The organism is Escherichia sp. E2562, from assembly GCF_005781075.1.
In the GTDB taxonomy this organism is placed as follows: Bacteria; Pseudomonadota; Gammaproteobacteria; order Enterobacterales; family Enterobacteriaceae; genus Escherichia.
Map to the genome: position 1 here is coordinate 16,798 of NZ_VATM01000008.1, position 19,599 is coordinate 36,396.

General features: G+C 53.8%; 17 protein-coding genes. 8 read left to right on the forward strand and 9 right to left on the reverse strand.

Features of this window, described 5'->3' with window-relative positions; genetic code table 11:
* Window positions 1-35: 35 nt before the first annotated feature.
* The 6 genes from lacY to FEK43_RS13255 all read right to left on the reverse strand — a co-directional run bounded on the left by lacY (window position 36) and on the right by FEK43_RS13255 (window position 8,354).
* Entirely contained in the window at window positions 36-1,289 is a 1,254-nt protein-coding gene (gene lacY / locus FEK43_RS13230) for a lactose permease (RefSeq protein ID WP_130223311.1), read from the reverse strand.
* Between the two features lie 51 nt (window positions 1,290-1,340).
* Window positions 1,341-4,415, reverse strand: a complete 3,075-nt coding sequence (gene lacZ, locus FEK43_RS13235) for a beta-galactosidase (protein WP_135406122.1) — start codon at window positions 4,413-4,415, stop codon at window positions 1,341-1,343.
* A 122-nt stretch (window positions 4,416-4,537) separates the two neighbouring features.
* On the reverse strand, window positions 4,538-5,620 hold the full coding sequence (lacI, locus tag FEK43_RS13240) for a DNA-binding transcriptional repressor LacI (protein ID WP_135406123.1): 1,083 nt from the start codon (window positions 5,618-5,620) through the stop codon (window positions 4,538-4,540).
* A 36-nt stretch (window positions 5,621-5,656) separates the two neighbouring features.
* Window positions 5,657-6,610, reverse strand: coding sequence for a GlxA family transcriptional regulator (locus FEK43_RS13245; protein WP_135406124.1), 954 nt, complete (start codon window positions 6,608-6,610; stop codon window positions 5,657-5,659).
* A 19-nt stretch (window positions 6,611-6,629) separates the two neighbouring features.
* Complete coding sequence (locus tag FEK43_RS13250) at window positions 6,630-7,406, reverse strand: MBL fold metallo-hydrolase (RefSeq protein ID WP_135406125.1); 777 nt, start codon at window positions 7,404-7,406, stop codon at window positions 6,630-6,632.
* Window positions 7,407-7,520: 114 nt separating this feature from the next.
* The gene (locus FEK43_RS13255) at window positions 7,521-8,354 is read right to left on the reverse strand and encodes a DNA-binding transcriptional regulator (protein ID WP_214251108.1); all 834 of its coding nucleotides are present in this window, start codon (window positions 8,352-8,354) and stop codon (window positions 7,521-7,523) included.
* Window positions 8,355-8,544: 190 nt separating this feature from the next.
* On the opposite strand from FEK43_RS13255, the gene FEK43_RS13260 reads away from it, so the two are divergent.
* From FEK43_RS13260 to FEK43_RS13295, 8 genes are all read left to right on the forward strand, one after another.
* Window positions 8,545-10,209: a bifunctional 3-(3-hydroxy-phenyl)propionate/3-hydroxycinnamic acid hydroxylase gene (locus FEK43_RS13260; RefSeq protein ID WP_135406127.1), complete on the forward strand. Its 1,665-nt coding sequence runs from the start codon at window positions 8,545-8,547 to the stop codon at window positions 10,207-10,209.
* A 1-nt stretch (window position 10,210) separates the two neighbouring features.
* Complete coding sequence (gene mhpB, locus FEK43_RS13265; RefSeq protein ID WP_000543457.1) at window positions 10,211-11,155, forward strand: 2,3-dihydroxyphenylpropionate/2,3-dihydroxicinnamic acid 1,2-dioxygenase; 945 nt, start codon at window positions 10,211-10,213, stop codon at window positions 11,153-11,155.
* A 17-nt stretch (window positions 11,156-11,172) separates the two neighbouring features.
* Window positions 11,173-12,039: a 2-hydroxy-6-oxonona-2,4-dienedioate hydrolase gene (mhpC, locus tag FEK43_RS13270; protein WP_000121898.1), complete on the forward strand. Its 867-nt coding sequence runs from the start codon at window positions 11,173-11,175 to the stop codon at window positions 12,037-12,039.
* Window positions 12,040-12,048: 9 nt separating this feature from the next.
* On the forward strand, window positions 12,049-12,858 hold the full coding sequence (mhpD, locus tag FEK43_RS13275; protein WP_130206145.1) for a 2-keto-4-pentenoate hydratase: 810 nt from the start codon (window positions 12,049-12,051) through the stop codon (window positions 12,856-12,858).
* Window positions 12,855-13,805 carry an acetaldehyde dehydrogenase gene (gene mhpF / locus FEK43_RS13280; RefSeq protein ID WP_097491581.1) on the forward strand — a complete coding sequence of 317 codons (951 nt, stop codon included), beginning with the start codon at window positions 12,855-12,857 and terminating at the stop codon, window positions 13,803-13,805. Before mhpD ends, mhpF begins: the two co-directional genes overlap by 4 nt.
* Window positions 13,802-14,815: a 4-hydroxy-2-oxovalerate aldolase gene (mhpE, locus tag FEK43_RS13285; protein WP_135406128.1), complete on the forward strand. Its 1,014-nt coding sequence runs from the start codon at window positions 13,802-13,804 to the stop codon at window positions 14,813-14,815. The genes mhpF and mhpE overlap by 4 nt, the downstream gene beginning before the upstream one ends.
* 214 nt (window positions 14,816-15,029) lie before the next feature.
* On the forward strand, window positions 15,030-16,241 hold the full coding sequence (gene mhpT, locus FEK43_RS13290) for a 3-(3-hydroxy-phenyl)propionate transporter MhpT (protein WP_135406135.1): 1,212 nt from the start codon (window positions 15,030-15,032) through the stop codon (window positions 16,239-16,241).
* Window positions 16,242-16,342: 101 nt separating this feature from the next.
* Window positions 16,343-16,882, forward strand: coding sequence for a DUF2058 domain-containing protein (locus FEK43_RS13295; RefSeq protein WP_130206149.1), 540 nt, complete (start codon window positions 16,343-16,345; stop codon window positions 16,880-16,882).
* 327 nt (window positions 16,883-17,209) lie between these two features.
* On the opposite strand, the gene fghA is transcribed toward FEK43_RS13295, so the two are convergent.
* The 3 genes from fghA to frmR all read right to left on the reverse strand — a co-directional run bounded on the left by fghA (window position 17,210) and on the right by frmR (window position 19,555).
* Complete coding sequence (gene fghA / locus FEK43_RS13300) at window positions 17,210-18,043, reverse strand: S-formylglutathione hydrolase (protein ID WP_135406136.1); 834 nt, start codon at window positions 18,041-18,043, stop codon at window positions 17,210-17,212.
* 92 nt (window positions 18,044-18,135) lie between these two features.
* Complete coding sequence (frmA, locus tag FEK43_RS13305) at window positions 18,136-19,245, reverse strand: S-(hydroxymethyl)glutathione dehydrogenase (protein ID WP_000842102.1); 1,110 nt, start codon at window positions 19,243-19,245, stop codon at window positions 18,136-18,138.
* Window positions 19,246-19,279: 34 nt separating this feature from the next.
* Window positions 19,280-19,555 (reverse strand): formaldehyde-responsive transcriptional repressor FrmR, encoded by a 276-nt coding sequence (gene frmR / locus FEK43_RS13310; protein ID WP_001141271.1) that lies wholly within the window; start codon window positions 19,553-19,555, stop codon window positions 19,280-19,282.
* Window positions 19,556-19,599: the final 44 nt, after the last annotated feature.

Below are 19,599 nucleotides of genomic sequence, written 5' to 3' on the forward strand. Positions count from 1 at the left end.
GATAAGGCGCTCGCGCCGCATCCGACATTAATTGCTTAAGCGACTTCATTCACCTGGCGACGCAGCAGGGAAAGCGGACCGGGGCCGCTAAGTGTGAACACGGAAATCAAGGTGAAGCCCAGTGCCACCAGACCCAGCACCAGATAAGCGCCCTGGAAACCGATGCTTTCATACATATTGCCCGCCAGTACAGACATAAAAATCATCGCCAGCTGCTTAAAGAAGCAGAAACAGACCAGATAAATCGTCGCTGAAAAACGCACTTCAAACTGGCTGGTAATATATTTAAAGCAGCCCACCAGCAGGAACGGTACTTCAAACATATGCAGCGTTTTCAGAATAACCACTTCCAGCGCTGAGGTGGCGAACGATGAGCCAATAATGCGTACAGACATAATAGTGCCAGCCAGCAGCAGGGCGTTTTTCCCACCGATGCGATTAATAATCAGCGGCGCAAAGAACATAATCGAGGCGTTAAGTAATTCGCCCATTGTCGTTACGTAGCCAAATACCCGCGTACCCTGTTCACTGGAGGTAAAAAACGAAGTAAAGAAATTAGCAAACTGTTGGTCAAAAACATCGTAGGTACAGGAAACGCCAATAACATACAGCGACAAAAACCACAGTTTGGGCTGTCTGAACAATTCCAGCGCCAGCTTAAGGCTAAAAGCCGAATGGTTGGCGCCTACGGCATTGGCAACCGTGGCGGAAGAAGGGGCATCCGTTCTGGCAAAAAAGAGCAAAACGGCGAGGATGAGCGCACAGCCAGAACCCAGCCAGAAAACAAACTGGTTATTGATGGTGAACATGATGCCGACAATCGAGGCACACAGCGCCCAGCCAACACAGCCAAACATCCGCGCGCGACCAAATTCGAAATTACTGCGACGGCTGACTTTCTCGATAAATGCCTCTACTGCTGGCGCACCGGCGTTAAAACAAAAGCCAAGATAAATACCACCAACAATCGACCCTACTAAAATGTTGTACTGTAACAGCGGGCCGAAGATAAAAATAAAGAACGGCGCAAACATCACTAACATGCCGGTAATAATCCATAGCAGGTATTTGCGCAGCCCGAGTTTGTCAGAAAGCAGACCAAACAGTGGTTGAAATAACAGGGAGAACAGAGAAATAGCGGCAAAAATTATTCCGGTATCACTTTTGCTGATATGGTTGATGTCATGTAGCCAAATCGGGAAAAACGGGAAATAGGCACCCATGATAAAAAAGTAAAAGAAAAAGAATAAGCCGAACATCCAAAAGTTTGTGTTTTTTAAATAGAACATAATGGATTTCCTTACGCTAAATACGGGCAGACATAGCCTGCCCGGTTATTATTATTTTTGGCACCAGATCAACTGGTAATGATAGCGACCTGCGCTCAGTTGAAATTCTGCCGACACTGACGGGCTCCAGGAGTCGTCGCCACCAATCCCCATATGGAAACCGTCGATATTCAGCCAGGTGCCTTCTTCCGCGTGCAGCAGATGGCGATGACTGGTTGCCATCAGTTGTTGTTGGCTGTAGCGGCTGATATTGAACTGGAAGTCGCCGCGCCACTGGTGTGGGCCATAATTCAATTCGCGCGTCCCGCAGCGCAGACCGTTTTCGCTCGGGAAAACGTACGGGGTATACATGTCTGACAATGGCAGATCCCAGCGGTCAAAACAGGCTGCAGTAAGGCGGTCGGGATAGTTTTCTTGCGGCCCTAATCCGAGCCAGTTTACCCGCTCTGCTACCTGCGCCAGCTGGCAGGTCAGGCCAATCCGCGCCGGATGCGGCGTATCGCTCGCCACTTCAACATCCACACTGATGACCATCTCACCGTGTCCATCAATCCGGTAAGTTTTCCGGCTGATAAATAAGGTTTTCCCCTGATGCTGCCACGCGTGGGCGGTCGTAATCAGCACCGCGTCGGCAAGTGTATCTGCCGAGCACTGCAACAACGCCGCTTCGGCCTGGTAATGGCCCGCCGCCTTCCAGCGTTCGACCCAGGCGTTCGGATCAATACGCGTTGCTTCACTTACGCCAATGTCGTTATCCAGCGGCGCACGGGTGAACTGATCGCGCAGCGGCGTCAGCAGTTGTTTTTCATCGCCAATCCACATCTGTGAAAGAAAGCCTGACTGGCGGTTAAATTGCCAACGCTTATTACCCAGCTCGATGCAAAAATCCGTTTCGCTGGTGGTCAGTTGCGGGATGGCGTGGGACGCGTAGGGGAGTGTCACGCTGAGGTTTTCCGCCAGTCGCCATTGTTGCCAGGCGCTGATGTGTCCGGCTTCTGACCATGCGGTCGCGTTCGGTTGCACTACGCGTACTGTGAGCCAGAGTTGCCCGGCGCTCTCCGGCTGCGGTAGTTCAGGCAGTTCAATCAACTGTTTACCTTGTGGGGCGACATCCAGAGGCACTTCGCTACTTGCCAGTGGCTTGCCATCCAGTGCCACCGACCAGTGCAGTAGCTCGTTATCGCTATGACGGAACAGGTATTCGCTGGTCACTTCGATGGTTCGCCCGGATAAACGGAACTGGAAAAACTGCTGCTGGTGTTTTGCTTCCGTCAGCGTCGGATGCGGCGTGCGGTCGGCAAAGACCAGACCGTTCATGCAGAACTGGCGATCGTTTGGCGTATCGCCAAAATCACCGCCGTAAGCCGACCACGGGTTTCCGTTTTCATCATATTTAATCAGCGACTGATCCACCCAGTCCCAGACAAAGCCGCCCTGTAAACGGGGGTACTGACGAAACGCCTGCCAGTATTTAGCGAAGCCGCCAAGACTGTTACCCATCGCGTGGGCATATTCGCAAAGGATCAGCGGGCGCGTCTCTCCAGGCAGCGAAAGCCATTTTTTGATGGACCATTTCGGCACAGCCGGGAAGGGCTGGTCTTCATCCACGCGCGCGTACATCGGGCAAATAATATCGGTGGCCGTGGTGTCGGCCCCGCCGCCTTCATACTGTACCGGGCGGGAAGGATCGACAGATTTGATCCAGCGATACAGCGCGTCGTGATTAGCGCCGTGGCCTGATTCATTCCCCAGCGACCAGATGATTACGCTCGGGTGATTACGATCGCGCTGCACCATCCGCGTTACGCGTTCGCTCATCGCAGGTAACCAGCGCGGATCATCCGTCAGTCGATTCATCGGCACCATGCCGTGGGTTTCAATATTGGCTTCATCCACCACATACAGGCCATAGCGGTCGCACAGCGTGTACCACAGCGGATGGTTCGGATAATGCGAACAGCGCACGGCGTTAAAGTTGTTCTGCTTCATCAGCTGGATATCCTGCACCATCGTCTGCTCATCCATGACCTGACCATGCAGAGGATGATGCTCGTGACGGTTAACGCCGCGAATCAGCAACGGCTTGCCGTTCAGCAGCAGCAGGCCATTTTCAATCCGCACCTCGCGGAAACCGACATCGCAGGCTTCTGCTTCAATCAGCGTGCCGTCGGCGGTGTGCAGTTCAACCACCGCACGATAGAGATTCGGGATTTCGGCGCTCCACAGCGCCGGGTTTTCGACGTTCAGACGTAGCGTGACGCGATCGCAATAACCACCACGCTCATCGATAATTTCACCGCCGAAAGGCGCGGTGCCGCTGGCGACCTGCGTTTCACCCTGCCATAAAGAAACTGTTATCCGCAGCTCATCGCACAGTTCGCCGTACATCTGAACTTCTGCCTCCAGTACAGCGCGGCTGAAATCATCATTAAAGTGAGTGGCAACATGGAAATCGCTGATTTGCGTGGTTGGTTTGTGCAGCAACGAGACGTCACGGAAAATGCCGCTCATTCGCCACATATCCTGATCTTCCAGATAGCTACCGTCACTCCAGCGCAGCACCATCACCGCGAGGCGGTTTTCTCCGGCGCGTAAAAATTCGCTCAGGTCAAATTCAGACGGCAAACGACTGTCCTGGCCGTAACCGACCCAGCGCCCGTTGCACCACAGATGAAACGCCGAGTTAACGCCATCAAAAATAATTCGCGTCTGGCCTTCCTGTAGCCAGCTTTCATCAACATTAAATGTGAGCGAGTAACAGCCTGTCGGATTTTCTGCGGGAACAAATGGCGGATTGACCGCAATGGGATAGGTCACGTTGGTGTAGATGGGCGCGTCGTAACCGTGCATCTGCCAGTTTGAGGGGACGACGACAGTATCGGCGTCAGGAAGATCGCTCTCGAGCCAGCTTTCCGGCACCGCTTCTGGTGCCGGAAACCAGGCAAATTGCCACTCACCATTCAGGCTGCGCAACTGTCGGGAAGGGCGATCGGCGCGGGCTTCTTCGCTATTACGCCAGCTGGCGAAAGGGGGATGCGCCGCAAGGCGATTAAGTTGGGTAACGCCAGGGTTTTCCCAGTCACGACGTTGTAATACGACGGCCAGTGAATCCGTAATCATGGTCATAGCTGTATCCTGTGTGAAATTGTTATCCGCTCACAATTTCACACAACATACGAGCCTGACGCATAGAGTGTAAAGCCTGGGGGGCCTAATGAGTGAGCTGACTCACATTAATTGCGTTGCGCTCACTGTCCGCTTTCCAGACGGGAAATTTGCCTTGCCAGCTGCATTAATGAATCGGCCAACGCGCGGGGAGAGGCGGTTTGCGTATTGGGTGGCAGGGTGGTTTTTCTTTTCACCAGTGAGACGGGCAGTAGCTGATTTCCCTTCACCGCCTGCCCCTGAGAGAGTTGCAGCAAGCGGTCTACGCTGGTTTTCCCCAGCAGACGAAAATCCTGTTTGATGGTGGTTAACGGCGGGATATAACACGAGCTGTCTTCGGTATCGTCGTATCCCACTACCGAGATATCCGCGCCGACGCGCAGCCCGAACTCGGTAATGGCGCGCATTGCGCCCAACGCCATCTGATCGTTGGCAACCAGCATCGCGGTGGGAATAACGCCCTCATTCAGCATCTGCATGGTTTGTTGAAAACCGGACATGGCGCTCCAGTCGCCTTCCAGTTCCGCTATTGGCTGAATTTGATGGTGTTTGAGATATTTGTGCCAGCCCGCCAGACGCAGACGCGCGGAGACAGAACTTAATGGGCCCGCTAACAGCGCGATTTGCTGGTGACCTAATGCGACCAAATGCTCCACGCCAAGCCGCGTACCGTCTTCATGGGAGAAAATAATACTGTTGATGGGGGCCTGGTCAGAGACATCAAGGAATAACGCTGGCACGTTACCACAGGCGGCTTCCACCGCAATGGCATCTTGTTCATCCAGCGGATAGTTGATGATCAGACCGCTAACGCGTTGCGCGAGAAGATTGTGTACCGCCGCTTTACAGGCATCGACGCCGCTTCGTTCTACCATCGACACCACCACGCTGGCACCCAGTTGGTCAGCGCGGGATTTAATCGCCGCGACAATTTGTGACGGCGCGTGCAGGGCCAGGCTGGAGGTAGCAACGCCAATCAGCAACGACTGTTTGCCCGCCAGTTGTTGTGCCACGCGGTTGGGAATGTAATTCAGCTCCGCCATTGCCGCTTCCACTTTTTCCCGCGTTTTCGCAGAAACGTGGCTGGCCTGATTTACCACGCGGGAAACGGTCTGATAAGAGACACCGGCATACTCTGCGACATCGTATAGCGTTACTGGTTTCACATTCACCACCCTGAATTCACTTTCTTCCGATTGCTATCATGCCATACCACGGAAGGTTTTTCGCCATTCGGCGGGGCTGACGCCGAAGTGAGATTTAAAATGCTGACGCCAGGTCACAGGTGAGAGAAAACCCACCTCAGCCGCTATCCTCTCAACGGGCAACTGACTGGTTTCCAACAGTTCCTGGCTACGGCGTAAGCGTTCAGTGATGAGCCATTCGGCGATACTCGAACCGGTCGCTTTCATAAAATGACGGGTTAGCGTGCGGCGACTCATCATTACTCGCTGCGCCAGCGAGTCGAGATCATGCTGTTGCGCAATGTTTTGCCGCAGGTAATCCAGCAGGAGGTTAATGCGTTCATCATGGGTATTTTTCGGCACCGGTTGCTCTATAAACTGCGCCTGACCGCCGGTGCGATATGGCGGTACGACCATCCGTCGGGCAATATGGTTAGCATAGTCGCTGCCAAAATGTTGCCGAACAATATACAAACAGCAATCCAGCGCCGCGGCAGTACCGGCAGAGGTAATAATACCGTCATCGTCTACATACAACGCGTTAATATCCAGATATGTTTGTGGAAAACGTGCCTGAAATTCACGCTCGAACTCCCAGTGCGTGGCAGCACGCTTATTGTTCAGTAAACCTGCATAGCCGAGCACAAACGTGCCCAGGCAAAGCCCGACAATCTGTGCCCCGTTATCCCGTGCGGTCGTTAAGGCTTCCAGCAGCTTTTGTGGCGGTTTTTGTGTAATTGTTCCCCAGTAAGGAATTATCACAATATCCGCCTGGATGACTGCGGTATAGTCATGGGTGGCAGTTACGGAAAACCCATCGGCAGAGTCCACGTTTCCCAGATTTTCAGCGCAGATAATTACGTGAAAGCGTTTTTTCTCCGCCATTTTTTCGCTAAACACGATAAACGGTACGGAAAGGTGAAAAGGGCTAAAACCGGCAACGGCGATAATGGCAACAGTTAGCGGGCGCATAACACTCTTTATCTCCGAATTAGAATGTCAACGTTTCACCATCTTCTGGTACGTTCACAAATTCGATAATTTGATTATCTCTGGCGTATTCCTTGAGCGCATCACGCGTCAGCAAACAGTGGTTTACGGCCTCCATATGTGTCGCGACAATTTGCGCTTCTGGCAGGGTAAAATGTGCTTTGAGAATATCTTCTGCTCCCATAATTATCGCGCCATGCCCCAGAACATGCGCAAATCCGGCATTCAACACAACCACTTCTGGTTGGAAAGTTAGCATTGTAGCCTCGACGTCGTCACGCCAGAGGGTATCGCCAGCCAGATAGAGCGTTTTCTCTGTCGGGTGCTGGAAAACAACGCCGCAGGCTGCGCCTAAACGCTTCGCCATAGCCGGGTCGGCATAGGTGCGATCGGAGCCGTGCTGCCCTGTCGTTTTATGCATAGTTATATCACCAAATTTAGTCTCGTCGGTAAGTACGGTAAGATGCGTAAATCCTTGTTTATGCAGTGATTCAGCATCTTGCTCATTTTGCACATAAATCAGTTTATCTTTGGGGACGACGCGGGAGGCTGTTTCGTCCCAGTGATCTTCATGCAAATGAGTCACGATTAGGGCGTCAACGTTGAGTAACGTTGTTAAATCGCACGGTAATTCTACCGTTGGATTGCGGATTTCTGCGCGTGCAGTTCCGGCAAAACCCGGATAACTTCCTTTAGGCGCGAGTAACGGGTCGATAAGAAATGTTTTGCCAGCGTATTGGATAATTTGAGTGGCATTACGAATTTGAGTAATTTTCATGATTTGCTCCACATCACAGTATTGATGTCATTAGCGTAGCGTGCAGCCCGTACTGTGCATGTGGGCAAATGGGCGAATAACGATGAGAATGGGCCAAATTACACATTGACGTCGCTAGCGCAAATGCACGCCACTTCGCCGTCCGGCCACCAGAATAGCCTGCGATTCCACCCCTTCTTCAATCTGTTTTGCTACCCGTTGCAGCGCCGGAAGATGTTTTTCTGCCGCCTGTTCAATGGTCATCGCACTGGCCATATACACCAGATTCAAACAGCCAATCACCCGTTGTTCACTGCGCAGCGGTACGGCAATGGAGGCGATCTTCTCCTCCTGATCCCAGCCGCGGTAGTTCTGTCCGTAACCTTCTTTGCGTGCACGCGCCAGAATGGCTTCCAGCTTTAACGGTTCCCGTGCCAGTTGATAGTCATCACCGGGGCGGGCGGCTAACATTTCGATTAATGCCTGGCGTTCTTGTTCCGGGCAAAAGGCCAGCCAGGTCAGGCCCGAGGCGGTTTTCAGGAGCGGTAAACGCCGCCCGACCATTGCCCGGTGAAAGGATAATCGACTGAAACGGTGAGTGGTTTCGCGTACCACCATTGCATCAACATCCAGCGTGGAAACATCTGTCGGCCACACCACTTCGCGCAATAGATCGCCCAGCAGCGGGGCCGCCAGCGCAGAAATCCACTGTTCGTCACGAAACCCTTCGCTTAATTGCCGCACTTTGATGGTCAGACGAAAACTGTCATCGGAGGTACTGCGCCGGACATATCCCTCTTCCAGTAACGTCTCCAGCAGTCGCCGCACAGTGGTGCGATGCAGACCGCTGAGTTCCGCCAGCAGCCCGACGCTGGCACCGCCGTCAAGTTTATTTAACATATTTAATAACATTAGACCGCGGGTTAATCCGCGCACGGTTTTGTATTCCGTCTGCTCATCGTTCTGCATATTAATTGACATTTCTATAGTTAAAACAACGTTGTGCACCTGGTGCACATTCGGGCATGTTTTGATTGTAGCCGAAAACACCCTTCCTATACTGAGCGAACAATAAAAAATCATTTACATGTTTTTAACAAAATAAGTTGCGCTGTACTGTGCGCGCAACGGCATTTTGTCCGAGTCGTGAGGTACTGAAATGGCAATACAACACCCTGACATCCAGCCTGCTGTTAACCATAGCGTTCAGGTGGCGATCGCTGGTGCCGGTCCGGTCGGGCTGATGATGGCGAACTATCTCGGCCAGATGGGCATTGACGTGCTGGTGGTGGAGAAACTCGATAAGTTGATCGACTACCCGCGTGCGATTGGTATTGATGACGAGGCGCTGCGCACCATGCAGTCGGTTGGCCTGGTCGATAATGTTCTGCCGCACACTACGCCGTGGCATGCGATGCGTTTTCTCACCCCAAAAGGCCGCTGTTTTGCTGATATTCAGCCAATGACCGATGAATTTGGCTGGCCGCGCCGTAACGCCTTTATTCAGCCGCAGGTCGATGCGGTGATGCTGGAAGGGTTGTCGCGTTTTCCGAATGTACGCTGCTTGTTTTCCCGCGAGCTGGAGGCCTTCAGCCAGCAAGATGACGAAGTGACCTTGCACCTGAAAACGGCAGAAGGGCAGCGGGAAACGGTCAAAGCCCAATGGCTGGTGGCCTGTGATGGTGGGGCAAGTTTTGTCCGTCGCACCCTGAATGTGCCGTTTGAAGGTAAAACCGCGCCAAATCAGTGGATTGTGGTAGATATCGCCAACGATCCGTTAAGTACGCCGCATATCTATTTGTGTTGCGATCCAGTGCGCCCGTATGTTTCTGCCGCGCTGCCTCATGCGGTTCGTCGCTTTGAATTTATGGTGATGCCGGGAGAAACCGAGGAACAGCTGCGTGAGCCGCAAAATATGCGCAAGCTGTTAAGCAAAGTGCTGCCTAATCCAGACAATGTTGAATTGATTCGCCAGCGTGTCTACACCCACAACGCACGACTGGCGCAACGTTTTCGTATCGATCGCGTACTGCTGGCGGGCGATGCCGCGCACATCATGCCGGTGTGGCAGGGGCAGGGCTATAACAGCGGTATGCGCGACGCCTTTAACCTCGCCTGGAAACTGGCGTTGGTTATCCAGGGGAAAGCCCGCGATGCGCTGCTCGATACCTATCAACAAGAACGTCGCGATCACGCCAAAGCGATGATTGACCTGTCCGTGACCGCGGGCAACGTGCTGGCTCCGCCGAAACGCTGGCAGGGTACGTTACGTGACGGCGTTTCCTGGCTACTGAATTATCTGCCGCCAGTAAAACGCTACTTCCTCGAAATGCGCTTCAAGCCGATGCCGCAATACTACGCCGGTGCGCTGGTGCGTGAGGGCGAAGCGAAGCACTCTCCGGTCGGCAAGATGTTTATTCAGCCGAAAGTCACGCTGGAAAACGGCGACGTGACGCTGCTCGATAACGCGATCGGCGCGAACTTCGCGGTAATTGGCTGGGGATGCAATCCACTGTGGGGAATGAGCAACGAGCAAATCCAGCAGTGGCGTGCGTTGGGCACACGCTTCATTCAGGTGGTGCCGGAAGTGCAAATTCATACCGCACAGGATAATCACGACGGCGTGCTACGCGTGGGCGATACGCAAGGTCGCCTGCGTAGCTGGTTTGCGCAACATAATGCTTCGCTGGTGGTGATGCGCCCGGATCGCTTTGTTGCCGCCATCGCCATTCCGCAAACCCTGGGCAAGGCCCTGAATAAACTGGCGTCGGTGATGACGCTGACCCGCCCTGATGCCGACGTTTCTGTCGAAAAGGTAGCCTGATATGCACGCTTATCTTCACTGTCTTTCCCACTCGCCGCTGGTGGGGTATGTCGACCCGGCGCAAGAGGTGCTCGATGAGGTCAATGGTGTGATTGCCAGCGCCCGCGAGCGTATTGCGGCTTTCTCCCCTGAACTGGTGGTGCTGTTTGCGCCAGATCACTACAACGGTTTTTTCTATGACGTGATGCCGCCGTTCTGTTTAGGCGTTGGGGCGACGGCAATTGGTGATTTCGGCAGTGCGGCAGGAGAGCTGCCCGTACCTGTGGAGCTGGCGGAGGCTTGTGCGCATGCCGTCATGAAGAGCGGGATCGATCTTGCCGTTTCTTACTGTATGCAGGTGGATCACGGTTTTGCCCAGCCGCTGGAGTTCCTGCTTGGCGGGCTGGATAAAGTGCCGGTTCTGCCTGTGTTCATCAACGGTGTCGCCACGCCGTTGCCCGGTTTCCAGCGTACCCGCATGTTGGGTGAAGCCATTGGACGTTTCACCAGCACTCTCAATAAACGCGTGCTGTTCCTTGGGTCCGGTGGACTTTCCCATCAGCCGCCGGTGCCAGAACTGGCGAAAGCCGATGCCCATATGCGCGACCGTCTGTTGGGTAGCGGGAAAGATTTACCCGCCAGTGAGCGTGAATTGCGTCAGCAACGGGTGATTAGCGCCGCTGAGAAGTTTGTTGAGGATCAGAGAACTCTGCATCCGCTCAACCCGATTTGGGATAACCAGTTCATGACTTTGCTGGAGCAGGGACGCATACAGGAACTGGATGCCGTCAGTAACGAAGAGCTTTCCGCCATTGCCGGAAAGTCGACACATGAAATCAAAACCTGGGTCGCCGCTTTTGCCGCTATTTCTGCGTTTGGCAACTGGCGTAGCGAAGGGCGTTATTACCGCCCAATCCCGGAGTGGATTGCCGGATTTGGCTCGTTAAGCGCCAGAACAGAGAACTGAATATGCAGGAGAAGATGATGAGTTATCAGCCACAAACCGAAGCCGCCACCAGCCGTTTTCTGAATGTAGAAGAAGCGGGTAAAACGCTGCGCATCCATTTTAATGACTGCGGACAAGGCGACGAAACCGTTGTCCTGCTGCACGGTTCCGGCCCGGGGGCTACGGGCTGGGCGAACTTCAGCCGCAATATCGATCCGCTGGTAGAGGCGGGCTATCGAGTGATCCTGTTGGATTGTCCGGGCTGGGGTAAGAGCGATTCGATCGTTAATAGTGGTTCGCGATCGGATCTTAATGCACGAATCCTGAAAAGCGTGGTGGATCAACTGGATATCGCCAAAATCCACTTGCTGGGCAACTCGATGGGCGGCCACAGTTCTGTGGCGTTCACCCTTAACTGGCCGGAGCGCGTCGGCAAATTGGTGCTGATGGGCGGCGGTACGGGCGGAATGAGTTTGTTTACGCCAATGCCAACCGAAGGTATTAAGCGACTGAATCAGCTTTATCGCCAGCCTACTATCGAAAACCTGAAGCTGATGATGGATATCTTCGTTTTTGATACCAGCGATTTGACCGACGCCCTGTTTGAAGCGCGCCTGAATAATATGCTGTCGCGTCGCGATCACCTGGAAAACTTCGTTAAGAGCCTGGAAGCCAATCCGAAACAGTTCCCGGATTTTGGTCCACGCCTGGCGGAAATCAAAGCACAAACCCTGATTGTCTGGGGGCGCAACGACCGTTTTGTGCCGATGGATGCGGGTCTGCGTCTGCTTTCCGGCATTGCTGGTTCTGAACTGCATATCTTCCGCGACTGTGGTCACTGGGCGCAGTGGGAACATGCCGACGCTTTCAATCAACTGGTGCTGAATTTCCTCGCGCGCCCTTAAGGAATGGTCATGACGAAGCATACTCTTGAGCAACTGGCGGCGGATTTACGCCGCGCCGCAGAGCAGGGCGAAGCGATTGCGCCGCTGCGCGATCTGATTGGTATTGAAAACGCGAAAGCCGCCTACGCCATTCAGCGCATCAATGTGCAACATGACGTCGCTCAGGGACGGCGAGTGGTGGGGCGCAAAGTGGGACTGACGCATCCGAAAGTGCAACAACAACTGGGCGTTGATCAACCGGATTTTGGGACGTTATTTGCCGATATGTGTTATGGCGATAATGAAACCATTCCTTTTTCCCGCGTCTTGCAACCCCGCATTGAAGCGGAGATCGCACTGGTTTTGAACCGCGATTTGCCCGCGACCGATACCACGTTTAACGAACTGTATAACGCCATTGAATGGGTACTTCCGGCGCTGGAAGTGGTGGGTAGCCGCATTCGCGACTGGTCGATTCAGTTTGTCGATACCGTGGCAGATAACGCCTCCTGCGGGGTGTATGTCATCGGCGGTCCGGCGCAACGTCCGGCGGGGTTAGACCTGAAAAACTGCGCCATGAAGATGACGCGTAATAACGAAGAGGTTTCCAGTGGGCGCGGCAGCGAATGCCTGGGACATCCGCTTAATGCCGCTGTCTGGCTGGCACGCAAAATGGCCAGCCTGGGTCAACCGCTGCGCGCCGGAGATATCATTCTTACCGGGGCATTAGGTCCGATGGTGGCGGTGAATGCGGGCGATCGTTTTGAAGCCCATATTGAAGGCATAGGTTCAGTTGCTGCGACATTTTCAAGCGCAGCCCCAAAAGGAAGTCTGTCATGAGTAAGCGTAAAGTCGCCATTATCGGTTCTGGCAACATTGGCACCGATCTGATGATTAAAATTTTGCGTCACGGTCAGCATCTGGAGATGGCGGTGATGGTCGGCATTGATCCTCAGTCCGACGGTCTGGCGCGTGCCAGACGTATGGGCGTCGCCACCACCCATGAAGGGGTGATCGGACTGATGAACATGCCTGAATTTGCTGATATCGACATTGTATTTGATGCGACCAGCGCGGGTGCGCATGTGAAAAACGATGCCGCTTTGCGCGAAGCGAAACCGGATATTCGCTTAATCGACCTGACGCCTGCTGCCATCGGCCCTTACTGCGTGCCGGTGGTTAACCTCGAGGCGAACGTCGATCAACTGAACGTCAACATGGTCACCTGCGGCGGCCAGGCCACCATTCCAATGGTGGCGGCGGTTTCACGCGTGGCGCGTGTTCATTACGCCGAAATTATCGCTTCTATCGCCAGTAAATCTGCCGGACCTGGCACGCGTGCCAATATCGATGAATTTACGGAAACCACTTCGCGAGCCATTGAAGTGGTGGGCGGAGCGGCAAAAGGGAAGGCGATTATCGTGCTTAACCCAGCAGAGCCACCGTTGATGATGCGTGACACGGTGTATGTATTGAGCGACGAAGCTTCACAAGATGATATCGAAGCCTCAATCAATGAAATGGCTGAGGCGGTGCAGGCTTACGTACCGGGATATTGCCTGAAACAGCGCGTGCAGTTTGAAGTTATCCCGCAGGATAAACCGGTTAATTTGCCAGGCGTGGGGCAGTTCTCCGGGCTGAAAACGGCGGTCTGGCTGGAAGTCGAAGGCGCAGCGCATTATCTGCCTGCCTATGCGGGCAACCTCGACATTATGACTTCCAGTGCGCTGGCGACAGCGGAAAAAATGGCCCAGTCACTGGCGCGCAAGGCAGGAGAAGCGGCATGAACGGTAAAAAACTTTATATCTCGGACGTCACGTTGCGTGACGGTATGCACGCCATTCGTCATCAGTATTCGCTGGAAAATGTTCGCCAGATTGCCAAAGCACTGGATGATGCCCGCGTGGATTCGATTGAAGTGGCCCACGGCGACGGTTTGCAGGGTTCCAGCTTTAACTATGGTTTCGGCGCACATAGCGACCTTGAATGGATTGAAGCGGCGGCGGATGTGGTGAAGCACGCCAAAATCGCGACGTTGTTGCTGCCAGGAATCGGCACTATTCACGATCTGAAAAATGCCTGGCAGGCTGGCGCGCGGGTGGTTCGTGTGGCTACGCACTGTACCGAAGCTGATGTTTCCGCCCAGCATATTCAGTATGCCCGCGAGCTCGGAATGGACACCGTTGGTTTTCTGATGATGAGCCATATGACCACGCCGGAAAATCTCGCGAAGCAGGCAAAGCTGATGGAAGGCTACGGTGCGACCTGTATTTATGTGGTGGATTCTGGCGGTGCGATGAACATGAGCGATATCCGCGACCGTTTCCGCGCCCTGAAAGCAGTGCTGAAACCAGAAACGCAAACCGGCATGCACGCTCACCATAACCTGAGTCTTGGCGTGGCGAACTCTATCGCGGCGGTGGAAGAGGGCTGTGACCGAATCGACGCCAGCCTCGCGGGGATGGGCGCGGGTGCAGGTAACGCGCCGCTGGAAGTGTTTATTGCCGCCGCGGATAAACTGGGCTGGCAGCATGGGACCGATCTTTATGCGTTAATGGATGCCGCTGACGACCTGGTGCGTCCGTTGCAGGATCGTCCGGTACGAGTCGATCGCGAAACGCTGGCGCTGGGGTATGCTGGTGTTTACTCCAGCTTCCTGCGTCACTGTGAAACGGCAGCGACGCGTTATGGCTTAAGCGCGGTGGATATTCTCGTTGAGCTGGGCAAACGCCGGATGGTTGGCGGCCAGGAGGATATGATCGTCGACGTGGCGCTGGATCTGCGCAACAACAAATAATGATGACTGCCGAGAACGTGCATTTTGTATGCCCATCCCAGGCATGATAAGACGCGCCAGCGTCGCATCAGGCGTCTGCGCACGCCTGCCGGATGCGGCGTGAACGCCTTATCCGGCTTACATTTCGCCCGCAGGCCGTCATTAAATGGTTCTGATTACGCGGCTGGCAATGTATCAGCCGCGATTCACCTGTACTCACAACGAGGTTCATCTTATGTCGACTCGTCTCCCTTCATCATCTTCATCCCGCCTGATGCTGACCATCGGGCTTTGTTTTTTGGTCGCTCTGATGGAAGGACTGGATCTTCAGGCGGCTGGCATTGCGGCGGGTGGCATCGCCCAGGCTTTCGCACTCGATAAAATGCAAATGGGTTGGATATTCAGCGCCGGAATACTCGGTTTGCTACCCGGCGCGTTGGTTGGCGGAATGCTGGCGGACCGTTATGGTCGCAAGCGCATTTTGATTGGCTCAGTTGCGCTGTTTGGTTTGTTCTCACTGGCAACGGCGATTGCCTGGGATTTCCCCTCACTGGTCTTTGCACGGCTGATGACCGGTGTCGGGCTGGGGGCAGCGTTGCCGAATCTTATCGCCCTGACGTCTGAAGCCGCGGGTCCACGTTTTCGTGGGACGGCTGTGAGCCTGATGTATTGCGGTGTTCCCATTGGTGCGGCGCTGGCGGCGACGCTGGGTTTCGCGGGGGCAAACTTAGCCTGGCAAACGGTGTTTTGGGTAGGTGGTGTGGTGCCGTTGATTCTGGTGCCGCTATTAATGCGCTGGCTGCCGGAGTCGGCGGTTTTCGCTGGCGAAAAACAGGCTGCGCCACCACTGCGTGCGTTATTTGCGCCAGAAACGGCCACCGCGACGCTGCTGCTGTGGTTGTGTTATTTCTTCACTCTGCTGGTGGTCTACATGTTGATCAACTGGCTGCCGCTGCTTTTGGTGGAGCAAGGATTCCAGCCATCGCAGGCGGCAGGGGTGATGTTTGCACTGCAAATGGGGGCGGCGAGCGGGACGTTAATGTTGGGCGCATTGATGGATAAGCTGCGCCCAGTAACCATGTCGCTACTGATTTATAGCGGCATGTTAGCTTCGCTGCTGGCGCTGGGAACGGTGTCGTCATTTAACGGTATGTTGCTGGCGGGATTTGTCGCGGGGTTGTTTGCGACAGGTGGGCAAAGCGTTTTGTATGCCCTGGCACCGTTGTTTTACAGTTCGCAGATCCGCGCAACAGGTATGGGAACAGCCGTGGCGGTTGGGCGTCTGGGGGCTATGAGCGGCCCATTGCTGGCCGGGAAAATGCTGGCATTAGGCACTGGCACGGTTGGGGTAATGGCCGCTTCTGCGCCGGGTATTCTTGTTGCAGGGGTGGCGGTGTTTATTTTGATGAGCCGGAGATCACGAATGCAGCCGTGCGCCGATGCCTGACGCACCTTATTAAGCAGGGGCGAAAGGGACTTGCCCTCAATACACCTACGGCGTTTACAGGTATACTCGCTAAAAATTATTCAGCGGGTTTGGAAACAAAGATGGCAAAACTTACCTTACAAGAGCAGTTGCTCAAAGCAGGATTAGTCACCAGCAAAAAAGCGGCGAAGGTCGAGAGAACGGCGAAAAAATCGCGCGTTCAGGCGCGTGAAGCTCGGGCGGCGGTAGAAGAAAATAAAAAGGCACAGCTTGAGCGTGATAAACAGCTTAGCGAGCAACAAAAACAAGCGGCGTTGGCGAAAGAATATAAAGCCCAAGTGAAGCAGCTTATTGAAATGAACCGAATCACCATTGCCAATGGCGATATTGGTTTTAACTTTACCGATGGTAATCTGATTAAGAAAATCTTTGTCGATAAGCTCACGCAAGCGCAGTTGATTAATGGTCGTCTGGCGATTGCCCGCTTGTTGGCCGATAACAATAGCGAAGGTGAATACGCCATTATTCCCGCCAGCGTTGCCGATAAAATTGCTCAGCGCGATGCCAGCAGTATTGTGTTGCATAGTGCACTCAGCGCCGAAGAGCAGAATGAAGATGATCCGTATGCCGACTTCAAAGTGCCTGATGATTTGATGTGGTAAACATAGATAAGCCGTGCGCAGATGCCTGATGCGACGCTTTGCGCGTCTTATCAGGCCTACGGTTTACGAGCGAAATGTGGGCCGGATAAGGCGTTTGCGCCGCATCCGGCAGTCGTGCGCAGATGCCTGATGCGACGCTTTGCGCGTCTTATCAGGCCTACGGTTTACGAGCGAAATGTAGGCCGGATAAGGCGTTTACGCCGCATCCGGCAGGCGTGCGCCATGCCTGATGCGACGCTTTGCGCGTCTTATCAGGCCTACGGTTTACGGGCGAAATGTAGGCCGGATAAGGCGTTTACGCCGCATCCGGCAGTTGTGCGCAGATGCTCAACGCATATTCAATTTATTGGCGTGGTACGCAATATGCTCGCCAATAAAACTGGAGACAAAATAATAGCTGTGGTCGTAACCTTCGTGATACCGGATTAACGCCTTGATATTCATCTCCTGACAGACCTTTTCAAGATTTTGAGTCCGCAGCTGTTCCACGTAAAAATCATCACTCAATCCCTGATCAACCATTATTTCTGCAACGCGTTGACCTTGTGAAATAAGGCTCACCGGATCGTAATCCAACCAGGTTTCTTTATTTTCACCAAGATACGCGGCAAAGGCTTGCTGGCCCCACGGTACTTGCGAAGGGGAAACAATGGGCGAAAACGCCGAGACGCTGACATACTCATCTGGGTTACGCAGCGCCAGTACCAGCGCGCCCAGCCCGCCCATAGAATGACCTGAGATAGACTTTCTGGCCGTTGCCGGAAAATGTTGCATCACTAAATCCGGCAGCTCGCTGCGGATATAGTCATACATTTTGTAATGCTCTTTCCACGGCGCTTGCGTCGCGTTCAGGTAAAACCCAGCACCTTGCCCGAGATCGTAACGGTCGGCATCTGCGACATGACTGCCTCGCGGACTGGTGTCCGGCACAACAACAATAATGTTGTGTTCAGCCGCGTAACGCTGCATTCCCGATTTGGTAATGAAATTCTGCTCGTTGCAGGTCAGGCCCGAAAGCCAGTAAAGCACCGGCAATTTTTCACTCGCAGCTTTTGGTGGGAGATAGACGCCGACATTCATTTCACAATTCAGTGATTGGGAATAATGCCGATACACATTTTGCCAGCCGCCAAAGCTGGCATGTTTTTCAATGAGTTCCATCAGCCATTATCTCATGGTTAATTCCCCGGACGGCTGCCCGGGGACGGTATTAAGAACCTCGTCTAAACTGGACGGGGTAAACCTGCGGGAAATCAGTAACGAATTACGGTTCGAATGGATTTGCCTTCATGCATCAGATCAAAGGCGTCATTAATTTCATCCAGGCTCATGGTATGCGTCACAAACGGTTCCAGGTCGATATCACCTTTCATTGCATCTTCAACCATCCCCGGTAACTGGGAACGACCTTTCACGCCGCCAAACGCGGAACCTTTCCATACGCGACCGGTGACCAACTGGAATGGACGGGTGGAGATTTCCTGACCAGAACCTGCTACCCCGATGATCACCGACTGACCCCAGCCGCGGTGCGCACTTTCTAGCGCCGCACGCATCACATTGACGTTACCGATGCACTCAAAGGTATGGTCGATACCCCATTTGTTGATATCCAGCAGGACATCTTTAATCGGTTTGTCGTAGTCATTCGGGTTAATGCAGTCGGTGGCACCGAAGCGACGCGCCAGATCGAATTTCTTCGGGTTCGTATCAATAGCGATAATCCGTCCCGCTTTCGCCTGACGCGCGCCCTGAACCACAGCCAGACCAATCGCGCCAAGACCAAACACGGCAACAGAATCACCTGGCTGGACTTTAGCGGTATTATGCACCGCGCCAATGCCGGTGGTCACGCCACAGCCCAGCAGGCAGACGTGTTCATGGTTTGCTTCTGGATTAATTTTGGCCAGAGACACTTCCGCGACCACGGTGTATTCACTGAATGTAGAACAGCCCATGTAGTGATAAAGCGGCTGCCCGTTGTAAGAAAAACGGGTGGTGCCGTCTGGCATCAGGCCTTTGCCCTGGGTTTCGCGAACCGCGACACAGAGGTTGGTTTTGCCGGAACGACAGAACTCACACTCGCCGCACTCTGCGGTATAAAGCGGGATCACATGGTCGCCAGGTTTGACGCTGGTTACGCCCTCACCGACTTCAACCACAACGCCAGCCCCTTCGTGACCAAGAACGACCGGGAATACACCTTCCGGGTCATCGCCGGAGAGGGTAAATGCGTCGGTATGGCAAACGCCGGTATGGGTAACTTTGATCAGCACTTCACCTTTTTTCGGTGGTGCAACGTCAATTTCAACGATTTCCAGCGGTTTGCCGGGAGCAAATGCAACGGCAGCACGTGATTTCATCTTTCGCTCTTCCTCAATATGGTAATAGATTCAGCTATTTAAGATAGGCTCGAACCAGTTCAATAGTGTCGTCAACGGATTGGCTGACTTCACGGCTGTAGCAGTCATTTCGGTCAAACGTTTCCCGGATATGGCTTTCAAGCACTTCTGCCATCAGCCCGTTAGCCGCGCCCCGAACGGCGGCTATCTGTTGGAGTATGGCACGGCATTCGGCATCACCCTCCAGCGACCGTTCCAGAGCATCAATCTGCCCCCGAATACGACGAACTCGAGTAAGGACCTTTTTCTTCTCTTCCGGAGTACTGGGCATTTCGCACCTCATCATCTGCACGTAATATACTATAGGGGGGTATG